Origin of the sequence: Plantactinospora sp. CA-290183 (assembly GCF_050936375.1) — a bacterium.
Lineage (GTDB): Bacteria > Actinomycetota > Actinomycetes > Mycobacteriales > Micromonosporaceae > Plantactinospora.
The window spans coordinates 450,898-474,204 of the sequence record NZ_JBNJMX010000003.1 but is presented as its reverse complement, the minus strand read 5'-3'; the positions used below and the strand labels follow the sequence as shown (position 1 = coordinate 474,204).

Annotated in this window: 15 protein-coding genes and 2 pseudogenes; 15 read left to right on the top strand and 2 right to left on the bottom strand. The window is 67.5% G+C overall.

What is annotated here, in order from left to right; all coding sequences use genetic code 11:
- Positions 1–44: 44 nt before the first annotated feature.
- The 12 genes and pseudogenes from ACQEUR_RS10335 (at position 45) to ACQEUR_RS10280 (ending at position 10,846) form a co-directional block, all read left to right on the top strand.
- A complete protein-coding gene (locus tag ACQEUR_RS10335) occupies positions 45–764 on the top strand; it encodes a hypothetical protein (RefSeq protein WP_433028780.1) in 720 nt (239 codons plus the stop codon).
- Positions 761–2,053, top strand: coding sequence for a CpaF family protein (locus ACQEUR_RS10330; protein ID WP_433028778.1), 1,293 nt, complete (start codon positions 761–763; stop codon positions 2,051–2,053). The genes ACQEUR_RS10335 and ACQEUR_RS10330 overlap by 4 nt, the downstream gene beginning before the upstream one ends.
- A gap of 3 nt (positions 2,054–2,056) precedes the next feature.
- Entirely contained in the window at positions 2,057–2,914 is an 858-nt protein-coding gene (locus ACQEUR_RS10325) for a type II secretion system F family protein (RefSeq protein ID WP_433028776.1), read from the top strand.
- Positions 2,911–3,795, top strand: a complete 885-nt coding sequence (locus tag ACQEUR_RS10320) for a type II secretion system F family protein (protein WP_433028775.1) — start codon at positions 2,911–2,913, stop codon at positions 3,793–3,795. Before ACQEUR_RS10325 ends, ACQEUR_RS10320 begins: the two co-directional genes overlap by 4 nt.
- A 13-nt stretch (positions 3,796–3,808) precedes the next feature.
- Complete coding sequence (locus ACQEUR_RS10315) at positions 3,809–4,018, top strand: hypothetical protein (protein WP_433028773.1); 210 nt, start codon at positions 3,809–3,811, stop codon at positions 4,016–4,018.
- A 2-nt stretch (positions 4,019–4,020) separates the two neighbouring features.
- The gene (locus tag ACQEUR_RS10310; RefSeq protein WP_433028771.1) at positions 4,021–4,410 is read left to right on the top strand and encodes a TadE family protein; all 390 of its coding nucleotides are present in this window, start codon (positions 4,021–4,023) and stop codon (positions 4,408–4,410) included.
- Positions 4,411–4,914, top strand: coding sequence for a hypothetical protein (locus ACQEUR_RS10305; RefSeq protein WP_433028769.1), 504 nt, complete (start codon positions 4,411–4,413; stop codon positions 4,912–4,914).
- On the top strand, positions 4,911–6,674 hold the full coding sequence (locus ACQEUR_RS10300; RefSeq protein ID WP_433028767.1) for a hypothetical protein: 1,764 nt from the start codon (positions 4,911–4,913) through the stop codon (positions 6,672–6,674). Before ACQEUR_RS10305 ends, ACQEUR_RS10300 begins: the two co-directional genes overlap by 4 nt.
- Positions 6,671–7,102, top strand: a complete 432-nt coding sequence (locus ACQEUR_RS10295) for a TadE/TadG family type IV pilus assembly protein (protein WP_433028765.1) — start codon at positions 6,671–6,673, stop codon at positions 7,100–7,102. The genes ACQEUR_RS10300 and ACQEUR_RS10295 overlap by 4 nt, the downstream gene beginning before the upstream one ends.
- 14 nt (positions 7,103–7,116) lie before the next feature.
- The gene (locus tag ACQEUR_RS10290; protein ID WP_433028764.1) at positions 7,117–10,044 is read left to right on the top strand and encodes a LysM peptidoglycan-binding domain-containing protein; all 2,928 of its coding nucleotides are present in this window, start codon (positions 7,117–7,119) and stop codon (positions 10,042–10,044) included.
- Between the two features lie 64 nt (positions 10,045–10,108).
- A pseudogene (locus ACQEUR_RS10285) lies at positions 10,109–10,366 on the top strand (prepilin peptidase); the annotation flags it as partial.
- 3 nt (positions 10,367–10,369) lie between these two features.
- On the top strand, positions 10,370–10,846 hold the full coding sequence (locus ACQEUR_RS10280; RefSeq protein WP_433029009.1) for a prepilin peptidase: 477 nt from the start codon (positions 10,370–10,372) through the stop codon (positions 10,844–10,846).
- A gap of 200 nt (positions 10,847–11,046) precedes the next feature.
- Here ACQEUR_RS10280 and ACQEUR_RS10275 read toward each other — a convergent pair.
- Positions 11,047–11,389 (bottom strand): annotated as a pseudogene (locus tag ACQEUR_RS10275) (transposase); the annotation flags it as partial.
- Positions 11,390–11,522: 133 nt separating this feature from the next.
- Here ACQEUR_RS10275 and ACQEUR_RS10270 point away from each other — a divergent pair.
- Positions 11,523–11,864 carry a VOC family protein gene (locus ACQEUR_RS10270; protein WP_433028762.1) on the top strand — a complete coding sequence of 114 codons (342 nt, stop codon included), beginning with the start codon at positions 11,523–11,525 and terminating at the stop codon, positions 11,862–11,864.
- 1,020 nt (positions 11,865–12,884) lie between these two features.
- On the top strand, positions 12,885–18,083 hold the full coding sequence (locus ACQEUR_RS10265; RefSeq protein ID WP_433028760.1) for an NACHT domain-containing protein: 5,199 nt from the start codon (positions 12,885–12,887) through the stop codon (positions 18,081–18,083).
- 456 nt (positions 18,084–18,539) lie between these two features.
- Here the strand turns inward: ACQEUR_RS10265 and ACQEUR_RS10260 are convergent, their stop codons facing one another.
- Positions 18,540–21,323, bottom strand: coding sequence for a DUF4365 domain-containing protein (locus tag ACQEUR_RS10260; RefSeq protein ID WP_433028758.1), 2,784 nt, complete (start codon positions 21,321–21,323; stop codon positions 18,540–18,542).
- Positions 21,324–21,776: 453 nt separating this feature from the next.
- Here ACQEUR_RS10260 and ACQEUR_RS10255 point away from each other — a divergent pair, with 453 nt between their 5' ends.
- Positions 21,777–23,120 carry an AlbA family DNA-binding domain-containing protein gene (locus tag ACQEUR_RS10255; protein ID WP_433028756.1) on the top strand — a complete coding sequence of 448 codons (1,344 nt, stop codon included), beginning with the start codon at positions 21,777–21,779 and terminating at the stop codon, positions 23,118–23,120.
- The last annotated feature ends 187 nt before the right edge of the window (positions 23,121–23,307 follow it).

Genomic DNA, 23,307 nt, shown 5'->3' with positions numbered 1-23,307 from the left:
CTGTCGCGATGGCGGCCCGCTGGCCACATCCGGGGATCGGGCCTGTGGTGGTGGAGGTCGACGCGGCCGGCGGTGATCTGGGCAGCCGTTGGGACGCCTACGACGAGCCGGGACTGGCGAGCCTGGCGTCGGGCGCCTACGGCGGCCCAATCGGTGACGGCGCCGCGTTCGTGCAGCACCTGCGGGTCGGTGCGGATGTGATCCTGGCTCCGCCGAGCGACGCCGCCGCCGCGACGGTGGATGAGCTGCGGGTCAAGGGCCCCAGCATTCTGCGTGACCTCGCGACGGTCAGGCCGGTGTTCGCCGACCTCGGCCGCCTCGACCCGCGGTCACCGGTGCTCGCGTATCTCGATAAGGCGCACGAGTTGCTGCTGGTCGCGCGGCCGGAGTCGGCGCAGCTGCGGCATCTGCGAATGCGAGTGCCGGTCTTGCGCCGACACTGTCCCGCGGTGCGCCTGGTGCTCGTCGGTGACGGTCCACATCACCCCGAGGAGATCGCCGACTACCTGCAGATCGAGGTCGCGACCACGGTTCCGCACGACCCGGTATCGGCCGACATCCTGACCGGGCGCAAGCGGCCCCGACAGTGGGGGCAGCCCGGCGCCCAACGGGAGGCTGGCTGGACGCGTCGTCCGCTGCTGGCGGCGGTCCGCAGCTTCGCGCTCACCTACCGTCCCACCCGCCCTGCGTCGGAGGTTGTGACGGCCGCCGCCGGCCGTAACACCACGCAGGCCGTTCAGGAGAGATTGGAGGCGACGTCATGACGACGAGTCCGATGCCGGCGCAGGCTGTCGCGCTGCGTGACGAGCTGCATGCAGAGGTGTCCGACCGGCTGGCCGCCGCGGTGCGCCGTGGTGAGGTCGATAACCGGGCGGCGTACGTCGAAGCCCTGGTGACGGATGTGGTCCACGACTACACCGTGAGCGCGCTGCGGCGCGGCCAGCCGGCGGTCGCGAACGAGATCCGTGACCAACTGCGCCGATCGCTGCTGGACGCCTTCACCGGTCTGGGTGACCTGCAGCCACTGATCGACGACCCGAACGTCGAGAACATCGATGTCAACGGGGCCGAAAACGTGTTTGTCACCTACGCCGGCGGCATGCGGGTCCGGGTCGGGCCGGTCGCCTCCTCCGACGAGGAACTGACCGACACGCTGCGCAAGGTCGCCGCCTCGCTGGGGGTTCAGGAGCGGCGGTTCGACCCGGGCCTACCCCGGCTGAACTTGCGCCTACCCGGCGGGGCCCGGCTGTTCGCTCTGATGTCGGTGACCGAGCGGGTGCACGTGTCGATCCGCCGGCACCGGTTCATGCAGCTGACCCTGGCCGAGCTGGCCGAGTTGGGCACCATCACCCCGGCGATGGCGCAGTTGTTCGCCGCGATGGTCACCGCCCGGCTCAACATCGTCGTGTCGGGCGGCATGGACACCGGGAAAACCACGATGGTGCGGGCGCTGTGCTCGGCGATCGGCCCGCACGAGCGGATCATCACCGTCGAAGACCCGCACGAGCTGAGCCTGCACACCGATCCCGCCCACCCCGACGTCGTGCCGATGCAGCCGCGCGATGCGAACATCGAGGGTTCGGGCGGCATCGACATGACCACCCTTGTGCGGTGGGCGACCCGGATGAACCCCAGCCGAGTGATCGTCGGCGAGGTCCGCGGACCGGAGGTCATCCCCCTGCTCAACGGCCTGAACCAGGGCACCGACGGGTCGATGACCACCATCCACGCCTCGTCAACGCGGGAGGCGTTCAAGAAGATCGCCGGATACGCCCGCCAGTCCAAGGAACGTCTCCCGTTCGACGTCAGCTACCAGCTGATCGGCGGCGGCGTGCACGTCGTGGTGCAGCTGGGCAAGACCGCCGACGGCGCCCGGGTAGTCACCGGTGTCCGGGAGGTCGTCGACGCCGACGCGACCCAGGTCCGCAGCAACGAGATCTACAAGCCGGGTCCGGACCGCCGGGCCGTGCCGGCCAGCCGGTTCAGTGACGTCACCATCGACAAGCTCCTCGACGTGGGATTCGACGCCACGCTGCTCGGCGGAGAGCGGTGAGACGTGACTGGAATCAACATCCTGTGCGGTCTCGCGGTCGGCGGCGGCCTGTGGCTGGTCGGCACCGGGATCCGCCATACCGAGCGCCCGAACCGGCCCGCAACCTCCCCGTGGCTCCGCAACCTCGTCACCGGACGCAACGGCTACCGGTTGGCGACGGCCGTCGTGGTCGGCGCGTTGGTCGCGGGGTTCACCCGCTGGCCGGTGGCCGCGCTGCTGGCCGCCATGTTCACCTACGCGGCCCCGTCGATGCTCGGCGGCGGTCGGGCCGAGGCAGCTTCCCTCGCCAAGCTGGACGCGATTGCGTCGTGGACGGAGGCGCTACGCGGCAGCCTGCGCTCCTACGCCGGGATCGAGCAGGCGATCCGGGACAGCGCCGACCTGGCCAAGCCGCCGATCCACGCCCAGACGACCGCGCTGGCCGCGGCCCTCGACGCGGGCGTGCGGCTGCCGGCGGCAATGACCGGATTCAAACGCGACGTTGATCACCACGCCGCCGACCTGGTCGCCACCGCGCTACGCACGGCGTCCGGTAGCCACAGCGGCAACCTCGCCGCCCAGCTCGGCTGGCTCGCGCACGCGGTCCGGGAACGGGCCGCCGCGGTGCAGCGGGTCGAGACCGCCCGGACCGAGGCCAAGGCCAGCGCCCGCCTGGTGATCATCATCGTGGTCCTCGTCGGGGTCGGCCTGTACCTGTTCAACCGGCCGCTGCTGGCGCCGTTCGACAGCCCCACCGGACAGGTCGTGCTGCTCGCCGTCGCCGCGATCTGGACCCTCGCCACCGTGTGGCTGCAACGGCTCACCCGCATGCCCGAGCCCACCCGGGTGCTGCGGGACGACCCAGAGACGAGCACGCCATGAGCGACGCCCTGACCGGCATGGTCACCGCCGGCGCTCTGGTCGGCGCGGGCGTGGCCGTGTTCACCTCCGGGCTCAACCCGCCCCGCCCGGCCCTGACCGAGGCACTGGATCGGCTGTCCCGACGGCCCGTCGCCCCGCTCGATCGACGCCGTCGACTCGACCTGGCGCTCGCCACGCCGCTGCGCCCGTTCGGCCTGCCCCGCGACCGCACCCGACGCGACCTCGCGATCCTCGACCGCGACCCGGCCGAATATCTGGCCCAGCAGGTCGTCATCGCCATCGCCGGCATGCTGATCCTCGGCGCGCTGCCGGTGTTGTGGGGACTCGGCGGGCAACTGCCGCTGTGGCTGGCGCTGCTCGGCGCCGCGATCGCCGTCCGGCTCACCCACGGCCGCCTGCACGCCGCCGCCGAGCTGCGCCGGGCGCAGATGCGCGAGACCCTGTCTGCCCTGCTGGATCTCGTCGGCGGTGGCCTGTCCGGCGGGGCCGGCGTTGAGCAGGCCCTCGACGACACCATGGACGAGCTGTCCGGCTGGGCCGCCGTCCGCATCCGCCGCGAACTGGCCGCTGCGGCGCAGACCCGCGGCCGGCAACGCATCCACGCCTGGACCGCGATGCGGGATCTGGGCGCGCAGATCGGCGTCGACGAACTCGCCGAGCTCGCCACCGCGATGGAACAGGCCGCCGCCGGGGCACCGGTCGCCGAGACCATGTCCGTGGTAGCGCGCTCCATGCGAGCCCGGACGACCGCCGAGATGGAACGTCGCGCACACGCCAACAGCGCCCAGATGGCCATCCCCATCATGCTGTTCGGCCTCGGCTACCTGATCTTCCTTCTGTACGCGGCAATGGGCGCGATCAGCGCCAGCCTGACCCAATAAGGAGGCCCTACCCATGCCCGGACCCATCATCCGGCTGCTGGCCAAAGGCAGCGCAGCCATCCACACCCAGCCCGAACGCGGCTCCCAGCAGACCGTGGAGGTCCTGCTCTGGATCGGGGCGGTCATCGTCATCGTCGGCACGGTCGGCGCCCTTCTGCGTGACGACCTCGAAGCGTTCTTCAACAACATCTCGTACACCATCGGCTTCACCGGCGACGAATGACCATGCCTCACCCGCGTCAGCGACGACTCGACGGTGACCGCGGCGCGGTCACCGTCGAAGTTGCCGGCTACACGCTGCTGATGCTGCTGGCGCTGATGATCGGCGTCCAGGCGGTCACCTGGTGCTGGGCAGCCCTAGGCGCCCGGTACACCGCCAACCACGCCGCGCAGCAGACCCGCGTGCACGGCGGCACCGTCGCCGGCGGCACCGCCGACGCCCACACCATCCTGACCTCGGCGGTCGGCAACGCCCTCAACGGTGCACACGTCGATATCGACCGCACGGCGACCGAGGTCACCGTCACCGTCCGCGGTAGGGCCACCTCGATCATCCCGGGGATCCGTCCGCCAGTGACGGTCACCGTCCACGCACCCGTGGAACGGCTCAGCTAGATGCCCAACCAGCCGACCACCCGCCGGTGCCGCCGCCTCACATCCGCGGCGCGCGGCGACCGCGGCGCGTGGTCGGTGGAGGTGGCCGGCTTCTTCCTCCCGTGCATGCTCCTGGCCATCATCGTGGTCGCGGCAGCGTTCCAGCTGGCCATCTCCCGCCTGGACCTGGAATCCGCCTCCGCCGCCGCAGCCCGCGCCGCGTCACTGCAACGCAGCTCCGCCGCGGCGACCACCGCCGCCCGGCATGCCGCCGAAACCGACCTGGCGGGCCGGTCAATCACCTGCGCCACGCTCGCGATCGAGGTCGACACCAGCCGGTGGCAGCGCGGCGGTTCGGTCACCGTCACCATCACCTGCACCGCCAACCTGTCGACGCTTGCGATGACAACCGCCATCCCCGGCCAGCTGACCGCCTCGTCGACCTCCACAGCCCCCATCGACAACTACCGTTCAGTCGCGCTGCCGGACGTACCCGACCGCCCCGATCCCGGTGGTGCCGCATGATCGTCTCGCTGGAACCGGAACTGCTGCAACGGCTGACCAGGCTCGACCCGCAGTCCACCGCCGTCGCGGAAGAGCTCGACGACGACCTCGCCGCAGCAGTGCGACGCACCGCGTCCATGCGGCGACTCTTCTACGCCGCAGTCCTGATCGTCGCCCTGTACGGCACGGCCACCGGCGCGGTCACCGAATTCGACCTACCGTGGTGGATCGCGATCGGCGGCATCTTCGCCCTCGAACTCGGCGGCGTGACGTTCCTGTCCAACGCCGACGTCCGCCGCCGGCTCGGCGAACACGCCGCCACCTCCCGCCTGCTCGGCGCGATCATCGCCGCAGCGGCGGCCACCTTCAACATCGTCACACACGGCAACCGCCTGCTCGGCGGGTTCTTCGCCTTGATGAGCGTGCTCGGCTTCGTCAGCTGGTGGCTCGACGTCGAAAACAAACGCCGCGACAGACTGCGCGCCCGAGGGCTGCTCCCGGCACGACCACCGACGTACGAGCTGTGGACCCACTGGCTCCGTCACCCGCTGATCACCACTCAAGCCCGCAGCCTCGCCAAGGCATACCCGCAGTTGGGCCTCTACGGCTCGCTGGAAGCCGCGATCATCGTCCGCCGCCGGGAACGACGAGACGCTGCCCTCGCCGACGTCCTGCGCGCCCGCATCAAAGCCGCCGCCGGCAAGGAGATGGCCGACATCGCCGTGCTCACCTACGACATGGACCAAGTCGCCCGCAGGCTGCGCACCAACGCCGACTACGACGGCCTGACCGCCCTGCTGGCCGCCGAACTGACCGCCGAGCACGTGCTCCACGGCCGCGATGACCAGGCGGCAGTCGCGGCCCGCGCCCTCCTCGCCCGCAACGCCCAGACCCACCTGCCGCTCACCGCGGCCAACCCGGGCGCCAATGAGCCTGCATCGTCACCCGACCGCAAAGAGCCCTCTGACACCGATACACACCGCACACCCGGCCAACACGGCTCGCCGGTGGACGACACGTCGCGGCGAACGTCGCCCACTCTCAACGGCGGGCCGCCACCGGCCGAAGGCCGTGCTGTCCTCCCGCCGGCCGGCGCCGGGCCGGGCCTGCCGCCCGCGCGGCCAGCGACGGGCCGAGGCAACACACTCAGGCTCGTCGAAACCAGCGAAGGCCGCAACTCGGACCAGGTGGACACTCTGCCGCCTGGTCCAACGGCCAACACGTCAGCCAGCGCACCCGCAGGTTCCACTCCGCCGCCGGGTGGCCGGGTCCGCATCACCGTCATCGGCGAACCAGCCATCCTGGACAGGGCCGGCCAGCCGATCCGCGGCCTACGCGCCAAGAGCATGGAACTGCTGGTCTTCCTGGTCGTCCGCCGCGACGGCGCCCCGCTGACCGAGATCCTCCACACGGTATGGCCGGACGTCACCATGCAGAAGGCGAACCAGCGGCTGTCGACCTGCCTGAGCAACCTGCGCGGCATCATCCGTGCCGTACTCGACGCCGTCGAACCCGCCGACCGCGACGAGACAGCCGACAGCCCGCGCCCCGAGCCCATCGTCAACACCGGCAGCCACTATCACCTCGACCCCGCCATCGTCACCGTCGACTGGTGGCAACTGCTCGACGAGCGGCGAACAGGCAAGCCGGCGACGACCGAGGCGGTCCTCGGCGCGGCACGTGCTCGCATCGCCGACGGTTACGACTACCCCTGGCTGGACGCCGACTCCGACGAGCCCTCTGCCGACCGGCCCGGCCCGCAACCCTGGGAGAACCGGTGACGCTACGTCGACTCCGGACAGCACTGCCAACCGCAGCGGGTGGGGACCGTGGCTCCGCCACCGTCTTCGGCCTGTTCCTCATCATGGTCGTCCTGGTCTTTGCCGGCGCCATCCTCGAAGTGGGTGTGGCCATGAGCGCCCGGGGTCACGCCACCGACATCGCCCAGCAGGCCGCCCGCGCCGGCGCCAACCAGCTCAACCTCGCCGCGCTGCGCGAGGCCGGCGTGGTCCAGATCGACCCCACCGCCGCGCAGGCCGCCGCCACGGCCTTCCTCACCCAGATGGGCGAGCAGGGCACCGTCACCGTGACCGCCGAAGAGGTCCAGGTCACGGTAACCGTCACCAGACCCGGAATCCTCGTGCCGCTCCTCGGCATCGAGACGCTCACCCTCCGCGCCACCGCCAGCGCCGCACCGATCACCGGATAAGGCAGGAGACGCGCATGCGCACAGCAGTCGCCCGCATCGGTCAGCGGCTCGTCAACGCCGCCGGCCTGCTCCTCCTCCTGCTCGCCGTACCGGCGGCGCAGCTGCGCTACATCGGCTCCCCCCTGCCGGCCCACATGCCCTCCCTGGCCGAAGCCCGCACGGTATTGACCAGCCGGGACTGGCTCACCGACACCACCTACCTCAACGGGCTCTCGATCCTGCTCTGGGTGCTGTGGCTGCTGTTCGCAGTGTCCGTCGTCATCGAGATCTGGGCCGCCGTCCGGGGCGTGCGAGCACCCCGCTACCGGTTGCTGGCACCCGCCCAAGGGCTGGCCGCCGCGCTCATCGCCGGGATCACCGCCAGCATCGTCATCGCCGCACCCGCCGCATCGCTGACCGCCTCACTCACCGGCCCACCCACCCACGCCGCCCCGGCCACGGCGGCCCTCGCGCAAGCGGACACTCCACCCCGCACCACCATGACGATCTCGACCACCGCCGCCGCGGAACGCCTCGAAGGAACGCCACGCCTGCCGGCGTTCAAGCCGGTCGGCAAGGTCACCCTGCTAATCGACGGCGAACCGGTCGAGCACACGGTGAGTCGAGGCGAGTCGCTCTGGCGAATCGCCGATGAATTCCTCGGCGACGGCGACCGGTGGACCGAAATCTGGGAATTGAACAAGGGCCGGTACTGGTCCCACATCTCCGGCCGCACCACCTTCACCGACCCCGCCCTGATCTTCCCCGGCTGGGTGCTGACGATGCCAACCACTCCCCCACCGGCGAGCACAGCACCGAACAACCCGACTGCCCAGGACCCGGCGGACGCGACAACAACACCACCGAGCGCTGGACCGACGACGCCACCGAACACCGGCAAACCGGCCGTGCCGGGCACGGCGGCTCCGGCCACCCCCGAGCCATCGACCCCACCAGCGACGCCGGGAGACGATGGTGTCTTTGTGCCGCCTGCGGCGACGACGCCCACATCGACACCCACCTCGCCCTCGGCCGGCTCGACGACGTCGTCGACCACATCGAGTCCGCCCACCGCCCACACCAGCGATGACGCGCCTCCGCCAACCGAAGACCGGGATGCGACCGCCTCGCCGGACTGGGTCGTCATCACCGGCGGCGCGATGAGTGTCGGACTAGCCGCCGGCCTGGTCTACGCCGTCGCCGCGGTCTGGAAGCGACGCCGTCACCGCTACCGGCCCACACCCATTACCAGCCCCGTCCTCCAAGATCCAGACCTGGCACCACCGCTGGCAGCGATCGCCCGGCTGCGGCAAGGCGTACGCCGCGCCGCGCCGCACCTGCTGGACCGCAAACCGGACCGCGGCCCAACCGTCCGCGAGTATGTCAGCGCCCAGGTGAAGCCCCCGCTGCCGCCTCCTGGGCCCAGTGGCGCTGAGCTGGCCGGCGTCGCCGCGCTCCCGGTCACCGCAGGCCTCGGCCTGGACGGCCCCGCCGCCCTGGACGCCGCCCGCGCCCTCCTCGTCGCCACCCTCACCGCGGGCGACGCCGATGATCCGGACGCGCAAGGCTGCGCCATCATCCCGGCCTCGACACTGGCCACCCTGCTCGGCGTCGCCGCGGTCGACCTCGACCCGATGCGGCGCCTCACCGTCACCCCGACCTTCGCCGCAGCGCTCGCTCTCCTCGAAGAAGAGATCATCCGCCGCAGCCGGATCGTCGCCGACCAGGAGGCCACCACCGTCCACGCGCTCCGCGAGAAAGTGCGCTGCGGCGAACCGCTGCCGCAACTGCTGCTCATCGCCGATGTCCCCGACCAGACCTGGCACACCCGACTGGCCACGACGGTCCGGCTCGGCACCAGCGTCGACATCGGCGCCGTCCTGATCGGCCGCTGGCCCGAAGGCACCACGCTGACGGTCGCCGACGACGGCACCACCACCGGCGGCGACGGCCAACGCGTCGCGGTCCTCGACACCACCGCGACCACCGACATCCTGACCATGCTCGCCGAAGCCCACGGCGATGCCGAACCCACCACCACCCAGCCCGCACCCACCAGAACTCAACCAGCGACGGCCACGCCCACCGCCGCCGAGACCGAAGGCGCTGACTCCGCACCCCAGCACGTTGACCCGCGACCCGAGCCCGGCACCCCAGCCGAGGCAGCAGAGCCGGCACACGACGCTTACGGCAGGAGGGTGCACGCCCGAGTCCTCGGCGAACCCGCAATCCTCACCACCGACGGCAATCCCGTCCGCGGCCTGCGCGCCAAAAGCCTCGAACTGTTCGTCTACCTGGTCGTCCACCGCAGCGGCGCCGCCCTCGCCGACATCATGGAAGCGCTCTGGCCCGACGTGCCCTTCTCCCGCGCCGGGGACCGCCTGTCCACCTGCGTGGCCAACCTACGCACCATCATCCGCTCGATCGCCCAAGCGGACACCGAACCGGACGACGCACGCAAGATCGAACCGGTGATCAACACTGGTGGCCACTACCACCTCGATCCGCACCTGCTGCACGTCGACTGGTGGACCGTCCAGGACGCCTACGCCCAGGTCGCCGCCGCGGCCGACGACGCAGCCCGCCTGACCCACCTGCATGCCGCGATCGCCGCCGCCAGCGGCGGCGGCCTCGCCGACGGCAGCGACTACGAATGGATCGACACCGACCGCGAACATGCCCGACGCCGCCTCGTGAAGGTCTACGCCCAGGCCGCCGCCCTACAGGCCGCGCGCGACCCGGCCGCCGCGCTCACCCTCTACGACGCAGCCCGCGCGCTCGACCCGCTCTCCGACGAGCTGACTCGCCGCACCATGCGCACCGCCGCGCGTCTCGGCGACGCCGCCGGCGTACGACAACGGCTCTCCACCCTCCGCCGCGAACTCGACGACGCAGGCATCGACATCGACCCGGACACCGAGGAACTCGCCACCAACCTGCTGCGCGACCTGGCGAACCCGTGACCCTCCCTGCCCCGACGCCACAGCTGCCCGATCCGCACGCTCACGCCCACCGGGACGGGTGGGCATGACCCGCACGTGGGTCACGGCCTGCGCCGTTGCCGCACTCGCCCTAGCCGGACCCGTCCGAACCTGGATCCGGGCATTCAGCGTCCCGTATGACCATCCTCCCCGACCGGCCTGCCCTGCCTGTCACGCCGCCATCATCCCCGCCGGGCGAATCGGGTTGCTCGGATGGCTGCCGCCCAACGGCCGGTGCCGCACCTGCGCAACCCGGATCGGCCCACCCCCCGGCACCGTAGAAGCCGTCCTCGCTATCGCGGCCGGTGTGCTCGCGACCGCCACCACCACCCCGGCCGCAGCACCCGCCCTGGTCATCCTCACCGCCGCCTGCGTCACGCTCGCGTTCGTCGACCTCGCCGTTCGACGTCTCCCCGACCCGTTCACCGCAGCGGCGTTCACCGCCGCGGCGGTAACCGTCCTGCTGCAGACCCTCAACGGCGGCAACTGGAGCCACGCACTCCGCGCCGTCGCCGCAGCGGCTATCACCGCCAGCTGTTACCTCGTGTTAGTCCTCATCGCCGACGGGGGTCTCGGCGACGTCAAATTCGGACTCACCACCGGCCTACTGCTCGGCGCCCACAGCTGGACCGCAGCCTGGATCGGCGGACTCCTCAGCGTCCTGATCACCGCTGCGATCGGCACCACACTGCAAGCCACAGGGCGACGGAAACCCGGCGAGGACATCGCCCACGGACCCTCAATGCTGGCCGGCGCGGTGATCGCACTCGCCTCTGTCACCTAGCTGGGATCGTCACTGCATACGAACCGGACCAGCCCCGCACTCACCGAAACCGTTCAACAGCAAAGAGTAGTCAATCTGAAGACAGAAAAAGGACTGTCACGCTTTGCGGGCGCGTCGCGGACGACGGCGGGCAGCCGCCGGCTTGGAGCTCAGGCTGATCTTCGTAGCGAACCCGGCATGCTCTGGGACGCCAGCCGCAACCCGTCGATCCAGGTGTACTGCCTTTGCATGCCGACCGTCCACAGGCCCTTCTTCAGATCGCCAGTGTCGTCCAGGATCAGCACGCCGCCGGGGTCACCCAGCACGTCGACCACATAGCCGCGTACGTCGTCTCGGACAGCGTCGGCGTCCCACACCCGCCTCCCCGAGCAGCCGCCGCATCACATGCGGCGACACATCACCAGCCTGCTCAGCCAACTGCCAACGCGAACGCCAGTCCACACCGGACAAGAGGCCGAGCAGGAACAAACGCGCCTGCCGGCGCGGCTCCACCCGCCCGAACCGGGCCGCGACCGCCGCGAACCCGGTGTCGAACTCCGCCAGCCGACCCGCGGCGTCTACGCTATGGCCAGCGGGCCGCCGCACGATATTCGATTGTCTCCACAAGTCACCGATGATCAACCGGCGGGCCGCCTCTACGCAGGCAGGCGCGCGCCCACCCCATTAGGATCGCGACATGGCCCTTGACCTGTACGCAGGAATCCCAGTCAACGACTACCCGGCGGCACTGACCTGGTACGAAAAGCTGTTCGGCACGCCGCCGACGTTCATCGCCAGCGACACCGAGGCCGTGTGGGAACTTGCCGAGCACCGGTCAGTGGCCATCGAGCACCGGCCCGAGCGCGCCGGCCACGCCATACACACCATCTTCGTCGACGACTTCGACGCACGCCTCGCCCACATCGCCGGCAAGGGCATCGAGCCCTCCAAACAAGAGACCTACTCCAACGGTGTGCGCCACGCTACCTACCACGATCCGGAAGGAAACGAGATCTCGTTCGGCGGCGCCCCACTCTGATCAAGCCAACGGCTGTCGCAGACCTGGCCATCCATCAACCAGCATCTACATAACGAACCGGGCTGCTGTATTAGCCTGCCGGTGCTGTCGCTGTCAGGGCGCCCCTGCGTCCGCCGACCTCGTACGCCATTTGAGCGGCGACTGATTCGCGCTTGGGGTAAGGAGCTGCCGCCATGCCGATTACGACCCGGGTTCGCTCCGCTCGGGTACGCCCGATCCGCAGCAAATACCGGAAGTTGCCCGGGTGGCGCACTTTACGAGCGCCAATGGTACGCAGCGCTGCCGCCAACCACTGTGCCGGATCCTCCCCGACAGGCTGCGCGGCGCCGGCGGCGACGAGTCGGGCAACGACCCCATCGCGGCCACGTTCCCTGCCGGTCACCTTGGCCGCGGCCCGCGCCGGAAGGGATGTCCCGTCCGGCAGAAGGACGAGGGTCCGAGCGGTCGAGCGCCCAGCATAAATAAAATTGGATGCTTGATAAACCGTTCCTACGTGGCCCGGCATTATCAATTCGGATCCGCGCCATCTCGCAATCGGGTCACTAAACGCGACTACGCCGCGAATGCCATCCTGAGCCGCAACTTCGAACGCGCGAGCACAGAACCAACTTTCCTGGCGGAGTGTACGGATTCGTAGGTGACGAATTCGTACCGGCAGAGGCCAGCAAGCACGACCGAATCGCGTTGACCCGAGGCGTCGGCTCGATCTGATCGGCCGTGCGATCGGCTGGGCGGCAAGAACCAGAGAGTGCCACGTTCTTGCAGCGATGGGGGTTCGGCGGGTGAGCCGCGGGCAGCCAAGATTCGGGGCCAGCGACCGGCGCGGCCGTCACCGAGGGCTGACGGCAGGCGAGCCCAGGGCGACAGGGCCAGCTTCGCGGTATGGCGCCAGCCACTGCGGACTTTGCCGGTGACGGCGCTGCACTCGATGGTGCGGGTCAAGTCAGAACGGCGCGGGTGCATAGAGTGAAAGCCTCAGTCGAGGGCCGACCAACGGCCCGAGGTGCGACAGGGGGCAGGATGGTGGGGGTCGCAACGGGGTTCGAGGCACAGGGGCAGGCCGAGGCCTTGCTGTGGGCCGCGCCGTCTGGGCCGCTTCCCGTGCCGCCGGTCGAAACCAACATTCAGGTACTGCCTGTCAGCCAGCTGAACTGGCCCGACGCCGAAAAGCTCTTCTTGCGGCTGTTACAGACGGTCCGGCCGGTGACGTACGCCAAGCTGTTCGGCACACCCGGCCAAGCCCAAGCCGGCATCGACGCGTACGCGCGATTGCCACTCGATTTGACGGCGGCTGACGCCACTGGCCGTGACTACATCACGCTGCAGTCACGTCGGGTGCAGGCCCTGACCGCCACCAAGATCAAGAACGCAGTGGACGACTTCCTTGAGGGCGAGTGGGCGGGCAAGACCCGGACGTTCTACTACGCGACCTCATACGACTTACAGGAGACCAAGCTCGACGAGGCACTCCGGACGCAAAGCGACCGTTTGGCCGCGCTCGGGGTGACCTTTGTTCCCTGGGGCGTGCAAGAGGTTTCCGCCCTGTTGAAGAACCATCCGCGCATTGTCGACGACTTCTTCGGCAGGAACTGGGTCGAGGCGTTCTGTGGCCCGCAGGCAGCCCAGGCCCTGGTCAACAATCTACCCGCCCTGGAAAGCAGGGAACTGCGCACGCGTTTGCGACACCTCTACCAGGCGGTCTTCTCCGCTCAGGGTGGCGTCCAGCAAGGTGAGGACCCTGCGTCCGAGTCGCAGTTCGTGATCGTGAACGTCGATCCGCAGCCTCAGCAGAGCAGCGTCCTCGACGTCGAGCAACCGCCCCCAGAAAACACGACGCCGTCGGAACGGCCGGAGGAGGGCTTCACCCACGTCGCCTCGCGGCTGGGTGCCCGCCGCCAGTCGTTCCGCTCAGCCCAGAAACTCATCCGCGCCGCCGCCACGGCAGACCTGCCGAGCGAGCAGGGCTTCCTACCGGCCGACGCCTGGCTAGCTGGTGGCAAGTACCGCCTCGTTATCGGCGGCCCTGGCGTGGGAAAGTCCAGCCTGCTGCGGTTCGCGGCGGCGGACCTGCTCGCTGAGCGGCCGCAGTCGGTCGCGTTGCACCGTGAGCACGGCGGCGACCTGCCGGTGTGGTTGCCCTTCGGGTTCCTGTGCCGGCACCTAGACGCCTCAACGGAGAACTCGCTGGTCTCCGCCGTCGAAGCCTGGCTACGGTCGCAAAGCGCCAGCGATCTCTGGCCGTTAGTTCAACGAGCGCTGCGGGACGACCGGCTGGTGCTCTTCGTCGACGGCATCGATGAATGGAATGACATCAGCTCAGCCGAACGTGCTCTCGGCATACTGGAGGCGTTCCTGGGCCACACGAATACTGCCGCTGTCCTCTCGACCCGCCCGTACGCAGTCGATCGGCTCAACTGGCGGCGCCGCTGGACGCACGCGCGCATCACGCCTCTGACCGACGCGCAGCGCCGCAGTATCGCCGCTGGCATCTTGCAGTCGAGTACGGCAGCGGGGGCCGAGAGAGAACCGTGGCTGCAGTGGGGGGCAGGCGTTGAGACGTTCCTCGATCAGCTCGAAGCATCCACTGAACTCGCTCAGCTGTCCCGGTCGCCGCTGTTCCTCACACTGCTCGCGACGACCTGGCAAGGCGAACCGCTGCCACGACAGCGATTCAAGATCTATGCCCGGCTCGTCGAGCTATTGATCGAGAAGCATCCGCAAATGCGGCAGCGAGCCTCTCTCGCACAGGTTGGACCGCTACCGGCTGTCGACGCGAGCACGCTGTTCGCCGCGGTTGCCCACCGGCTTCGTCTCAAAGATGCGGCCGGCATCGCGACCAAGCAGGAGATGCGCAAGATCATCGTTGAATCGATGGTCGACGATGAAGTCCTCGGTTACCAGCAGGCCGAGGCCCGGCGGCTGGCCGACACGGTCCTGGCGATGGCCGAGGACGAGTTCGGGCTGATCGTCTCGCACGGCGCCGGATCATATGGCTTTCTGCACCGAGTCGTGCTCGACCACCTGGCCGGTCAGCACCTCGCGATGCTGCTGCCTGCCGCGCAGCTCGACACAATCCAGCGGTTTGTCCACGACCCGGCCTGGCGCGACGTGCTGCTCGCGCTGCTTAGCGCTCAAGTCAGCCCTCACGCGACCGAACCCCTGCTCACAGCGGCCCTCGACGCCGGTGAGCAACTCTGGGGGGACATCGACGGTTACGAGCTGCTAGCAGATGCGCTTGCCGCTGGCGTCAAACTCACGCCCCGCGCCCAGACCAAGTACATCAACGACCTCGTCGAACGGATCGAGACCCACCCGTATGCACGGCATCGCGCCAACCTGATCACCGCGTTAGTCGGAACGCTCGCGAGCCCCGCCGCCAGCAGCCACCTTCTGCCGATCATGAAACGGTGGCTCACCGCGTCCCACCCCGAGCCGTCCCCCATCATGTGGGCACTGCGAGACCTACCCATCGCCGACAACGACGCCGCCAAGTACCTCATCTGGGGCGTGCGGCATCCCAGCGACGAGGTGAAGATCAACGCGGCAATCGCCATCGCCCGCCGACTTGGCGGGCAACCACATCTCGTTTCTACGCTGGTAGCACTCACCGAGACCGGCCCCACCTCCGCTACCCAGGCCGCCGCAATCTGGGCGCTCGGCGAGGGATGGCCGGACGCGCCGGATACCGAGCGCCTGATCGACTGGGGCCGCCGCCAGCCATCCGTCGCTCTGCGGCTGGTCGCTCTGCACCTGGTACACAAGGCAGCCGAGGAACGAGACAGCTCCATGTTCCGACCAGAAGAGTGCGCCTGGCTGCTGTCGCTCCTGCACAGTGAGGGACACCACGCGGGCCCCTGGCCAGTGGCGGACATGGTGGGCATCTGTGCCGCCGGGAAGACGGAGGTTGCGGACTTCGCGCTGGAGACTCTCAAAACCAACGGACGAACCGGCGGCGACCGGTATCTCGCGTGGAGTCTGGCATGCACGGTCTTCGCCCAGGACGACCGCTTCAAGGACTGGGTCGCCGAGCAGCTCACCAAGCCGGACAAGCACGGGTTGATCCTCTATAACGTCAACATGATCCCCGAGCAGTGGCGCGATGACCCGGTCTTCGCCCAAGCTCTGCACCCGTACATCGAAGACGATGTAACGAATCTTGGATCCTTCGGAAGCGCTGGCCTTGCCGTTGCGCTGCCGCCCGTCCAGGCCGCAACGTTGCTTCTTCGTGGCCTGGACGGCTTTCGCCCATACGGCGCGGCCCATGTCCTGGCTGATAGGTACGGAGACGATGAGCGAGTTCGTACGGCCCTAACCGGCAGGCTGCGCGGCGCATACGAACAGGCGGCGCCCTTGGCCGGCGTGGCCGTCGACGTGCTCGGCCCTGAAGAGGGATTCGCCCTCCTCGTTTCGCTGCTCCGCCAGCCCGCTGAGGCTCGGCGTGCCCAGGAACGTGTCGTCGTTGCGGAGGCTGTCGCTGAGGCATGGACCCGTCTTGCGACCGCCGCTGACGAGCCTGGTAGCGGCCCGGCACAGTCGATTCTCGCCAGCTACGACCCGGCTGAATTGGCTGCCCTGTGCACAGCGGTCGATCCGCATCCCTTTACCTGGCACGTGGCCGCTGTCGTCAACGCCTGGCCCACCCAACCCGCCGTACAGGACTTCGTCGAGCAACTCATCACCGACATCCGACCGCTTGGATCCGGAATCCCGGACACCATTCCGGCCATCATTCTCCGCGCCTACTGCGCACGCGACGACGCACGGTCACAGCACTTCTGCGACAAGGTGTTGGGCCAGCTCCGATACCTTGAGCCGGAACTTCGTGAAGTGCTCGCATTCGAGCTCGCGCGCAGCTCGCTCGCCGTCCCGGAGCTCGTTGATGTGCTGTCCCAATGGGAGAAGGAACCCGACTCTGAGGTTCGCCGCACCGCCTTCATCGGTCTGGTGCAAGCGATCAAGGGCTACCAGCAGACCCTCGACCAGATGGCCGGAAGCGGCGTTCTCAGCGACCAGATGCAGTGGCTGCGCCAGAAGATCAGCGATAATCTCTGTGCCTATGGCCCTGACCTCGACGAGCTGCGGCAACTAGCATGGACCGGCATGCTGATGCTTGGCGACGTGACGCTCAGCGATGGCATCACCGAAGGGCTCGGCGAGCCCCGGCCGGTCAGCGTCAAGCTCACCGGGCTCCCGGACGGCGTCGTCGACCCGATTCTTGTCGACCTCGTCGCCGAGAACTGGGAGCGCTTGCGCGAGCACTTCGGCGACGACATCTACTGGCGCTTCGACCGCAGCTCGGGCGATCGCACTGCCACCATCGCCGAACACCGACACGAGCTCATGTCGGCCCTGTCAACGACAGCCATCCGATTTCCGGCCATCGCTGAGATGCTGCGGGAGGAGGCCGACTCCGACCCGAAACTGCGCCAGGACCCGAACTTCCTTCTATGGGCCAAGCATGAGAATCGGGGCGACGAAACCGTCCTACGCGCGCTGGTCGGCAAGCTTGGCGGCACCACGCAGAGTTGGGCGAACCAGGTCCTCGAAGCGGTGCTTGACAGAGAGAGCTGGACAGTCTCCGACGACAGTCTCAAAACTGTGCTGACCGACGACGGACCTACCAACCGTTCCGGCCACCGGCGCCGCAACCCCGCGAAGCTCGCCGCCTACGCGGAACTCTTTCCGGAAGATGAGGTATCCGTCACCGCCTTCCGCGACCTTGAGGAATGGTTTCGCGACGACCACTCCCGGCGCATGCCGCGGGAATGGGACGACACCCTGGCGCTCGCTCTTGCGCTTGCGCCGTCACAGGATTTGCCTGCGATCTTCATCCGCGTCCACGAACGTTTCCGCCAGATTGGAATGGCACATTTGTTTCCCACCTTGATCAACCCCTTGCTGCGGCGCCTGCGACGGGACGCGACCGCAGTCAACGCCTTCAGAGATGCCGTGGACGATCCGACGGGAATCCTCGACGCGACTCCAATTTTCACCACCGCGCCGGATCCGATTTCCGATCGGTGGCCAGACATGCTGCCGACACAACGCGTCTATCTTTTCGCTTTGATCTTGCGCCTGGCAGGCGGACTGCCTGAGCTCAAGGCCGCCGATGTAATGCAGAGGTTGGCCTCCATCTCGCCTGACACCGTTGTGCGTAATCCCTTTACTGAACACGAAGGTCCTCTGCGCCTCGCCGTTCTCGATCTAACGCACAGCTAAGGCGTCATGTCGGCACCCTGTCCCGGCCCGCCGCCGCCCGGGCCGGATCGTTGCCGGACAGACCCAGCGCGGCGCAGACCCGGGCGGTCAGTGGGGTGAGGTACCCGTTGGTGGTCAGCACCGTGCTCGGTCACCGAAGTCTTCGTTGTATACCGACGGCCGTCGCCGCCGTCGCCCGACGGCTTGGTAGGTCACTGTCCGCGACGGACGCTGTGGATCTTACCGGCTTTCAATCTCCGCTTCCGCCGAGAGTAGTGCTCCGAAGCATTCACGATCATCCTGATGACAGTGCCCCCAGGTAGCGACCTCTCATGCCGCCGGTCACGTGCTGCCGAATCGGAGATGCGCTACCGAGAGAGAAGGTGCCGAATCTGTGGCAGGGAGACTCACATCTTCGGCACGTGAGTTCTGATCGAGGGGCATCAGCAGCACGTAGCGGCTTCTCGTTCTGCTTGACTATTGCGTAGCGTCGAGGACATGGTTCGCTGCTGCGCGCACCACGGCGGATGGGTGGGACACGAGGATCTGAGCGAGGGGGCGAACGCGCTGGTCGGGCCGGTCGGGCCAGCAACTGACAACGTGTCGGGCGAGGAGGGTGCCGTCGTCGGCGAGCAGTTGCAGCAGTGTTTCGGTTGCCGTGGTGGCCGAGACGTCTTTGGTTATCCAGTAGCTGAGTGCTCCGGCGACGGCGGCTCGGATGCGGGGGTCCGGGTCTGTGGCCAGGGTGACCAGGGTGTTGGTGTCGTCGGGGTCGGCTCGCCGGGCGAGGTTGAAGATCATCTTCTGGCGCCCTTGCCGGTCTCGGACTGTGAGCCACTGCGTGAGAGGAGTCGGTGCCGGGGCGAGAGCGTCAATCGCGCTCGTAGCGGCCGGCCGCGGGTCACCTCCCCTGGACAGAAGAGCTGATAGCGGCTTGCGTTGAAGGACTGTGGTGAGTGCGTCCAGAAGCTGCGCTCGGGTGCTGTCGCCGATCCTGTCCGCGTTCCACTCGATCGTCTGGATCGTCTCGTCGAGCAGGTGGTTGTCGGCGAGGGGCTCCGTGAGCAGCTCAATCACGGGATCCCAGTCGGGGTTGTCTGGGAAATGCGTGTTGAGAAGCACGAGCGCGCGTCCAGGGTCGAAGCCGGCATAGAGGGGGTATACACCGCTGCGAACCGTGGCCAAGCGACCGCGAATCGAGTGCGCCAGTCCGGTGACGAGCGGCGCAACGGCTTCTCTGGGTACGTTACTGATCGAGCCCACCCAAGTCAGTGCGTCGATCGATCCGCTTCTTAGGGCGTCGTTGTTGGCTGCCCGCCAGGTTGGATTGCGCTGGACACCGATGGCCTTTATCGCGTGTTCGAGTTCCCAGTGGTCACCTGCCCGGTGCAGCAGTGCATCCACCTGGGCCGTCGTCCACTCACCTTCCGGGACGGCGCCGATGACCTTTGCCCATGCGTTCGCGGATCTTTGGTCGCCTAGTTGCGGAAGGGCGACAAGGTATGCGCGTACGAGCGAGCGGATGTCTGGTGACACGACCGGTAGGAGCGCTTTGAGCAGGTCGGCTTGCCGGCGTTCGACGATGAGGCTGGGGCGGACCCGCTGTTTCCATATGGACAACTCGTCTGGGCTACGCATCGCCCAGCGGGCAGCGGCGTCGGCAGTCGAGGTTCTCAGCACGTCGGCGCCCTGCGTGAGTAGTTCGAGCGAGGCTCCGGCCTCTGTGTGAGTGGCACGGTCGAGGTCGATCAACTCTGCGCTCTGGCGGACCGCGATAGCCGGCCCGGCCTCGATCAGGTGGGCAACTGCCGCAGCCACGGCCTTGGAATCCCCGGCGCGACGAAGGTCGGTGAGGCAGCCGGAGGCATCGTCGACGCCAAGCTTGGTGGACATCAGTTCCCACTTCGCCAGTAGCGACGTGGTGTGACGCCAGCTGTCGTGTAGCGCCGTAAATCCTTCGACCAGCGAAACTCCGCGCAGCCGGCCGGTTGGTTTGCTATTGCCGATTACGATCTCGTTGTCGTTCCGTGTCCAACGGCGGAACGACTCTTTAAAGACGGAGTTCAAGCCCCAGGACGTTGCCTGGGCGTTCCACCAGGATGTTTCTGTGTCGCTGGCGGTGATAGTTGTCGCGACATCGCCCTTGAACAGGTTCGAGGCTCGGAACACCAAGGCGGCTCCGCTGCCAGCTATCGCTGCAGCGGTGACGTCATGAGGCAGCACTTTCGGAATAGCCTGGACGGACACTGCGAGCTCGATGGCTGCCGCCGGTTCGCCGAGTTCTGCGAGGCATCGTGCCTGGTGCACTTGCAACCAAGCATGGTCGACTGCTGTCGATCTGTCGGAATCGAGCGTTTCACGGACAATCTCAAGTGCCTCGTCGTAGGCGCCGTGCTCTGCCAGTGCTGCTGAGAGCGCGATGGTTGCGGCCACCTGTTCATAGGGCTCGGGTGCGCTCCTGGTGCAGGCACGAAGAGCATCGACTGCTCCTGACGACACGAATGTCGTCAATGCTGCGAACAGTTCCCAAGCCCAACCCGTCCGTGTGGAGTCCTCTTCGAGAAGGCCGTATCTGTCGAATTCACCGAACCGGCCAGCCGCGAGCAGCGCAATCGCTTGGGGTGCCTGTAACGCTCTGACGCCAGCGTTCGGATGCGGGGCAACGAGCCGAGGAGCCAGCAGGGCGCGCCTCAACACGTCGGCCGACGCCAGGTCGCTGTCGCCATTCCATACCGATCCTGCCCATCGCGGTGCGGGCTTGGCCGCTGCGGCGATGTCGACCAGCGCAGAGAGGGCGCTGGCGTCAAGCACTTGGTCTTCGGGTACGAAAATCTTGCCGTTTTTGCCGGTCCGTTCCACGGCGTTGCGGTTGACGTGTACCCAGTAAGCCTGCCTTAATGTGGGGTTGCGGAGTACGAGGATGTGTGGAACTACATGCCCTGTCCAGTAGTCGAAGTGTGCATGATCGTTGCGGTGCCACCATCCATTGCGGCTGTCTCTCACGTGTGCCTCGGAGAACCACGACTCGCCGTTCTTGACCTGGGCGCCAAGCATCAAACCAAGATCGATGCGTCGTGCGTCACGTGGGGAAATCCATAAGTCGGTCCCAAGGTCGTGCTCGGGATTAGGAACGACCGCCCATCCGAACTCCTCAAGTATCGCTTTTACATAGGTCTGACCGGAGGTTCCAGTTGCTTCAGTTGCTCCGGCTCGCACTTGGGCCTCCTCGAACGCGTTGATCAAGCCGCCCCATGCGGTCACCTTCGTGTGGTCACATCGTCATGCGCGGAGACTGCAAGGGGTAAGAATAAATCTTACATAACGACATGCTCCGCCTGAACCGTGCCGCGCCAGGACGCCCTAACTGCGCGGTCGTGTCGCAACCTCGCCGTCGAGATTCAGCCGCAAGTCGACGAAGCCAGACAACTGAACGGCCCGCCCAGCGCGCCGCGGTCATCAGGTCGACCTCTCTGTAGCCGCTCGCTGTCCCACCTCTAAGCCCGCCTCCCTGGACGACGGCAAGTCAGAGACCGGCTCTAATCAGGACGAAGTACTACGAGAGCGATGGTCGGGACGGTCTCGGAGTGCTTCGCTCCACTGCAGGGCCAACAAGTCCACGGCATGCAGGGCATTTGAGGTCCTCGGTCAGTGGTCCAACCGAAGTCATCGCCCATCTGACTTGCCCATGACAGCGGCGGCTGCCAACCTTTCGCCATGACCATCCGTCTCCCCGCTGTTGAAGCCCGGCTTGGCTGCCGACTGGATCAAGTGGACGAGGTCGCTGTCGGCCGGCTCATCGGTCTGCGTGAGACCGATGATCTTGACTTCAAGAGTCTGCTCTATAAGCCTGGCGCAGAAGGTACATCCAGTCTCTCAGGCGATGTCGCAGCCATGGCCAACAGTGGCGGCGGCGTTGTAGTGCTCGGCATCGAGGATGATAGAGACGCCCAGGCTATCCGCCTCACGCCCGTAGCCATGAGCGATGGCGAGGAGCGGCGAATGCGCGAGCTGATCGCTTCTCACGTTTTTCCGTTTCCCGCTTGGGACATTATCCCGGTGCGATTGGCGGCCGGTCGTACCCACGGCTACTACATCTTGGCAGTCGCCGCGAGCGATCTAAGGCCCCACGCTGCGAAGCGCGGCCATGGCTTCGCCTACCCCGTTCGCGACGGGGCCAAGACCAGATATCTCAGCGAGCACGAGGTTGCCGATGCCTACCGCAATCGCTTCCGCTTAATCGAGTCGCGAATCGAGCGGCTGGACGATCTCGGCAGCATGATCGCTGATCCTAGCAACCCCTGGCATTCCGCGCCCTGGCTGACCTGCACGCTTGTGCCAACAGTTGGGACTCGACTGCGGGTCTCCCAGAACCTCATCCGGGACGTCAAGGATTGGACCAGGTACCTGTTTGATGAGCTTCCGCCCTTCACCCCGCTCCGTGAGGTCACGCTTGGTGTCGGAACCGGTCTCCGTTGCCTCCTGCTCACAAGCACAGAGACTGCACCGGTACGGGGCGAAGTCCGGCCGATCGCCCAAGCGGTGCTGGGCCTGGACGGCTCGGCCGCGGTCAGCGTCAACATCCTGGTGGGTGAGCGGGCCGAGAACGTCGTAGGCGAAGACGACCTTTTTAGCCAGGTAGTCGCCGGAGTTCAGTTCGTGGCAGGCTACGCAGCGAAAGTCGCCGGCGCGACCCATGACGCCTTGCTACGGGTCGACCTCTGGACGCCGCCAGGGTTACCCGCCGCAAACGCGGTAGACCGGAGCGTTCGTCTCGGCAGTTGGTCGCACAACGATCTGCGCCAAATCCCCGGCACAAGGCGTGCTCGCGGGCTGATTCGCAGCGAACACACCATTGACCTAGACGCCGCCGCATCGTCAACCGGGTCAGCGGTAGCGGCTGCCGTGCTGCCGTACGGCGATCTCGTCAACTCGTTCGGCCTGCCCGAACCGGCGGTAGTGTCAGCCGACGGCGCGCTCCAGATCAAAGGCTGGCAGGCCGACGGACAGCACCAACTACGGGAGTGGGCGTTCTCGCGCGGCGTGCCAGCCGAGGGCTGACCCACGATCATCGGCAGTCAAAGGATGGCTTCGATGACACCACCCGCCGGGTCGAAGCGTGTCTGCTGACGAAGAACCGAAAGGAAGGAAGGACCCGACAACCGGCATCCTGGGCACCCACGACGAAACCGCCACCTTCGAACCCAGTCCAATCGGTGGCGATGCAGGCGGCGTTGTCCACTATCCC

Bases quoted from the DNA above. Each gene is read 5' to 3' on its own strand.
- ACQEUR_RS10330 (WP_433028778.1), top strand. From the start codon at position 761: ATGACGACGAGTCCGATGCCGGCGCAGGCTGTCGCGCTGCGTGACGAG.
- ACQEUR_RS10320 (WP_433028775.1), top strand. From the start codon at position 2,911: ATGAGCGACGCCCTGACCGGCATGGTCACCGCCGGCGCTCTGGTCGGC.
- ACQEUR_RS10315 (WP_433028773.1), top strand. From the start codon at position 3,809: ATGCCCGGACCCATCATCCGGCTGCTGGCCAAAGGCAGCGCAGCCATC.
- ACQEUR_RS10310 (WP_433028771.1), top strand. From the start codon at position 4,021: ATGCCTCACCCGCGTCAGCGACGACTCGACGGTGACCGCGGCGCGGTC.
- ACQEUR_RS10305 (WP_433028769.1), top strand. From the start codon at position 4,411: ATGCCCAACCAGCCGACCACCCGCCGGTGCCGCCGCCTCACATCCGCG.
- ACQEUR_RS10300 (WP_433028767.1), top strand. From the start codon at position 4,911: ATGATCGTCTCGCTGGAACCGGAACTGCTGCAACGGCTGACCAGGCTC.
- ACQEUR_RS10290 (WP_433028764.1), top strand. From the start codon at position 7,117: ATGCGCACAGCAGTCGCCCGCATCGGTCAGCGGCTCGTCAACGCCGCC.
- ACQEUR_RS10270 (WP_433028762.1), top strand. From the start codon at position 11,523: ATGGCCCTTGACCTGTACGCAGGAATCCCAGTCAACGACTACCCGGCG.
- ACQEUR_RS10265 (WP_433028760.1), top strand. From the start codon at position 12,885: ATGGTGGGGGTCGCAACGGGGTTCGAGGCACAGGGGCAGGCCGAGGCC.
- ACQEUR_RS10255 (WP_433028756.1), top strand. From the start codon at position 21,777: ATGACCATCCGTCTCCCCGCTGTTGAAGCCCGGCTTGGCTGCCGACTG.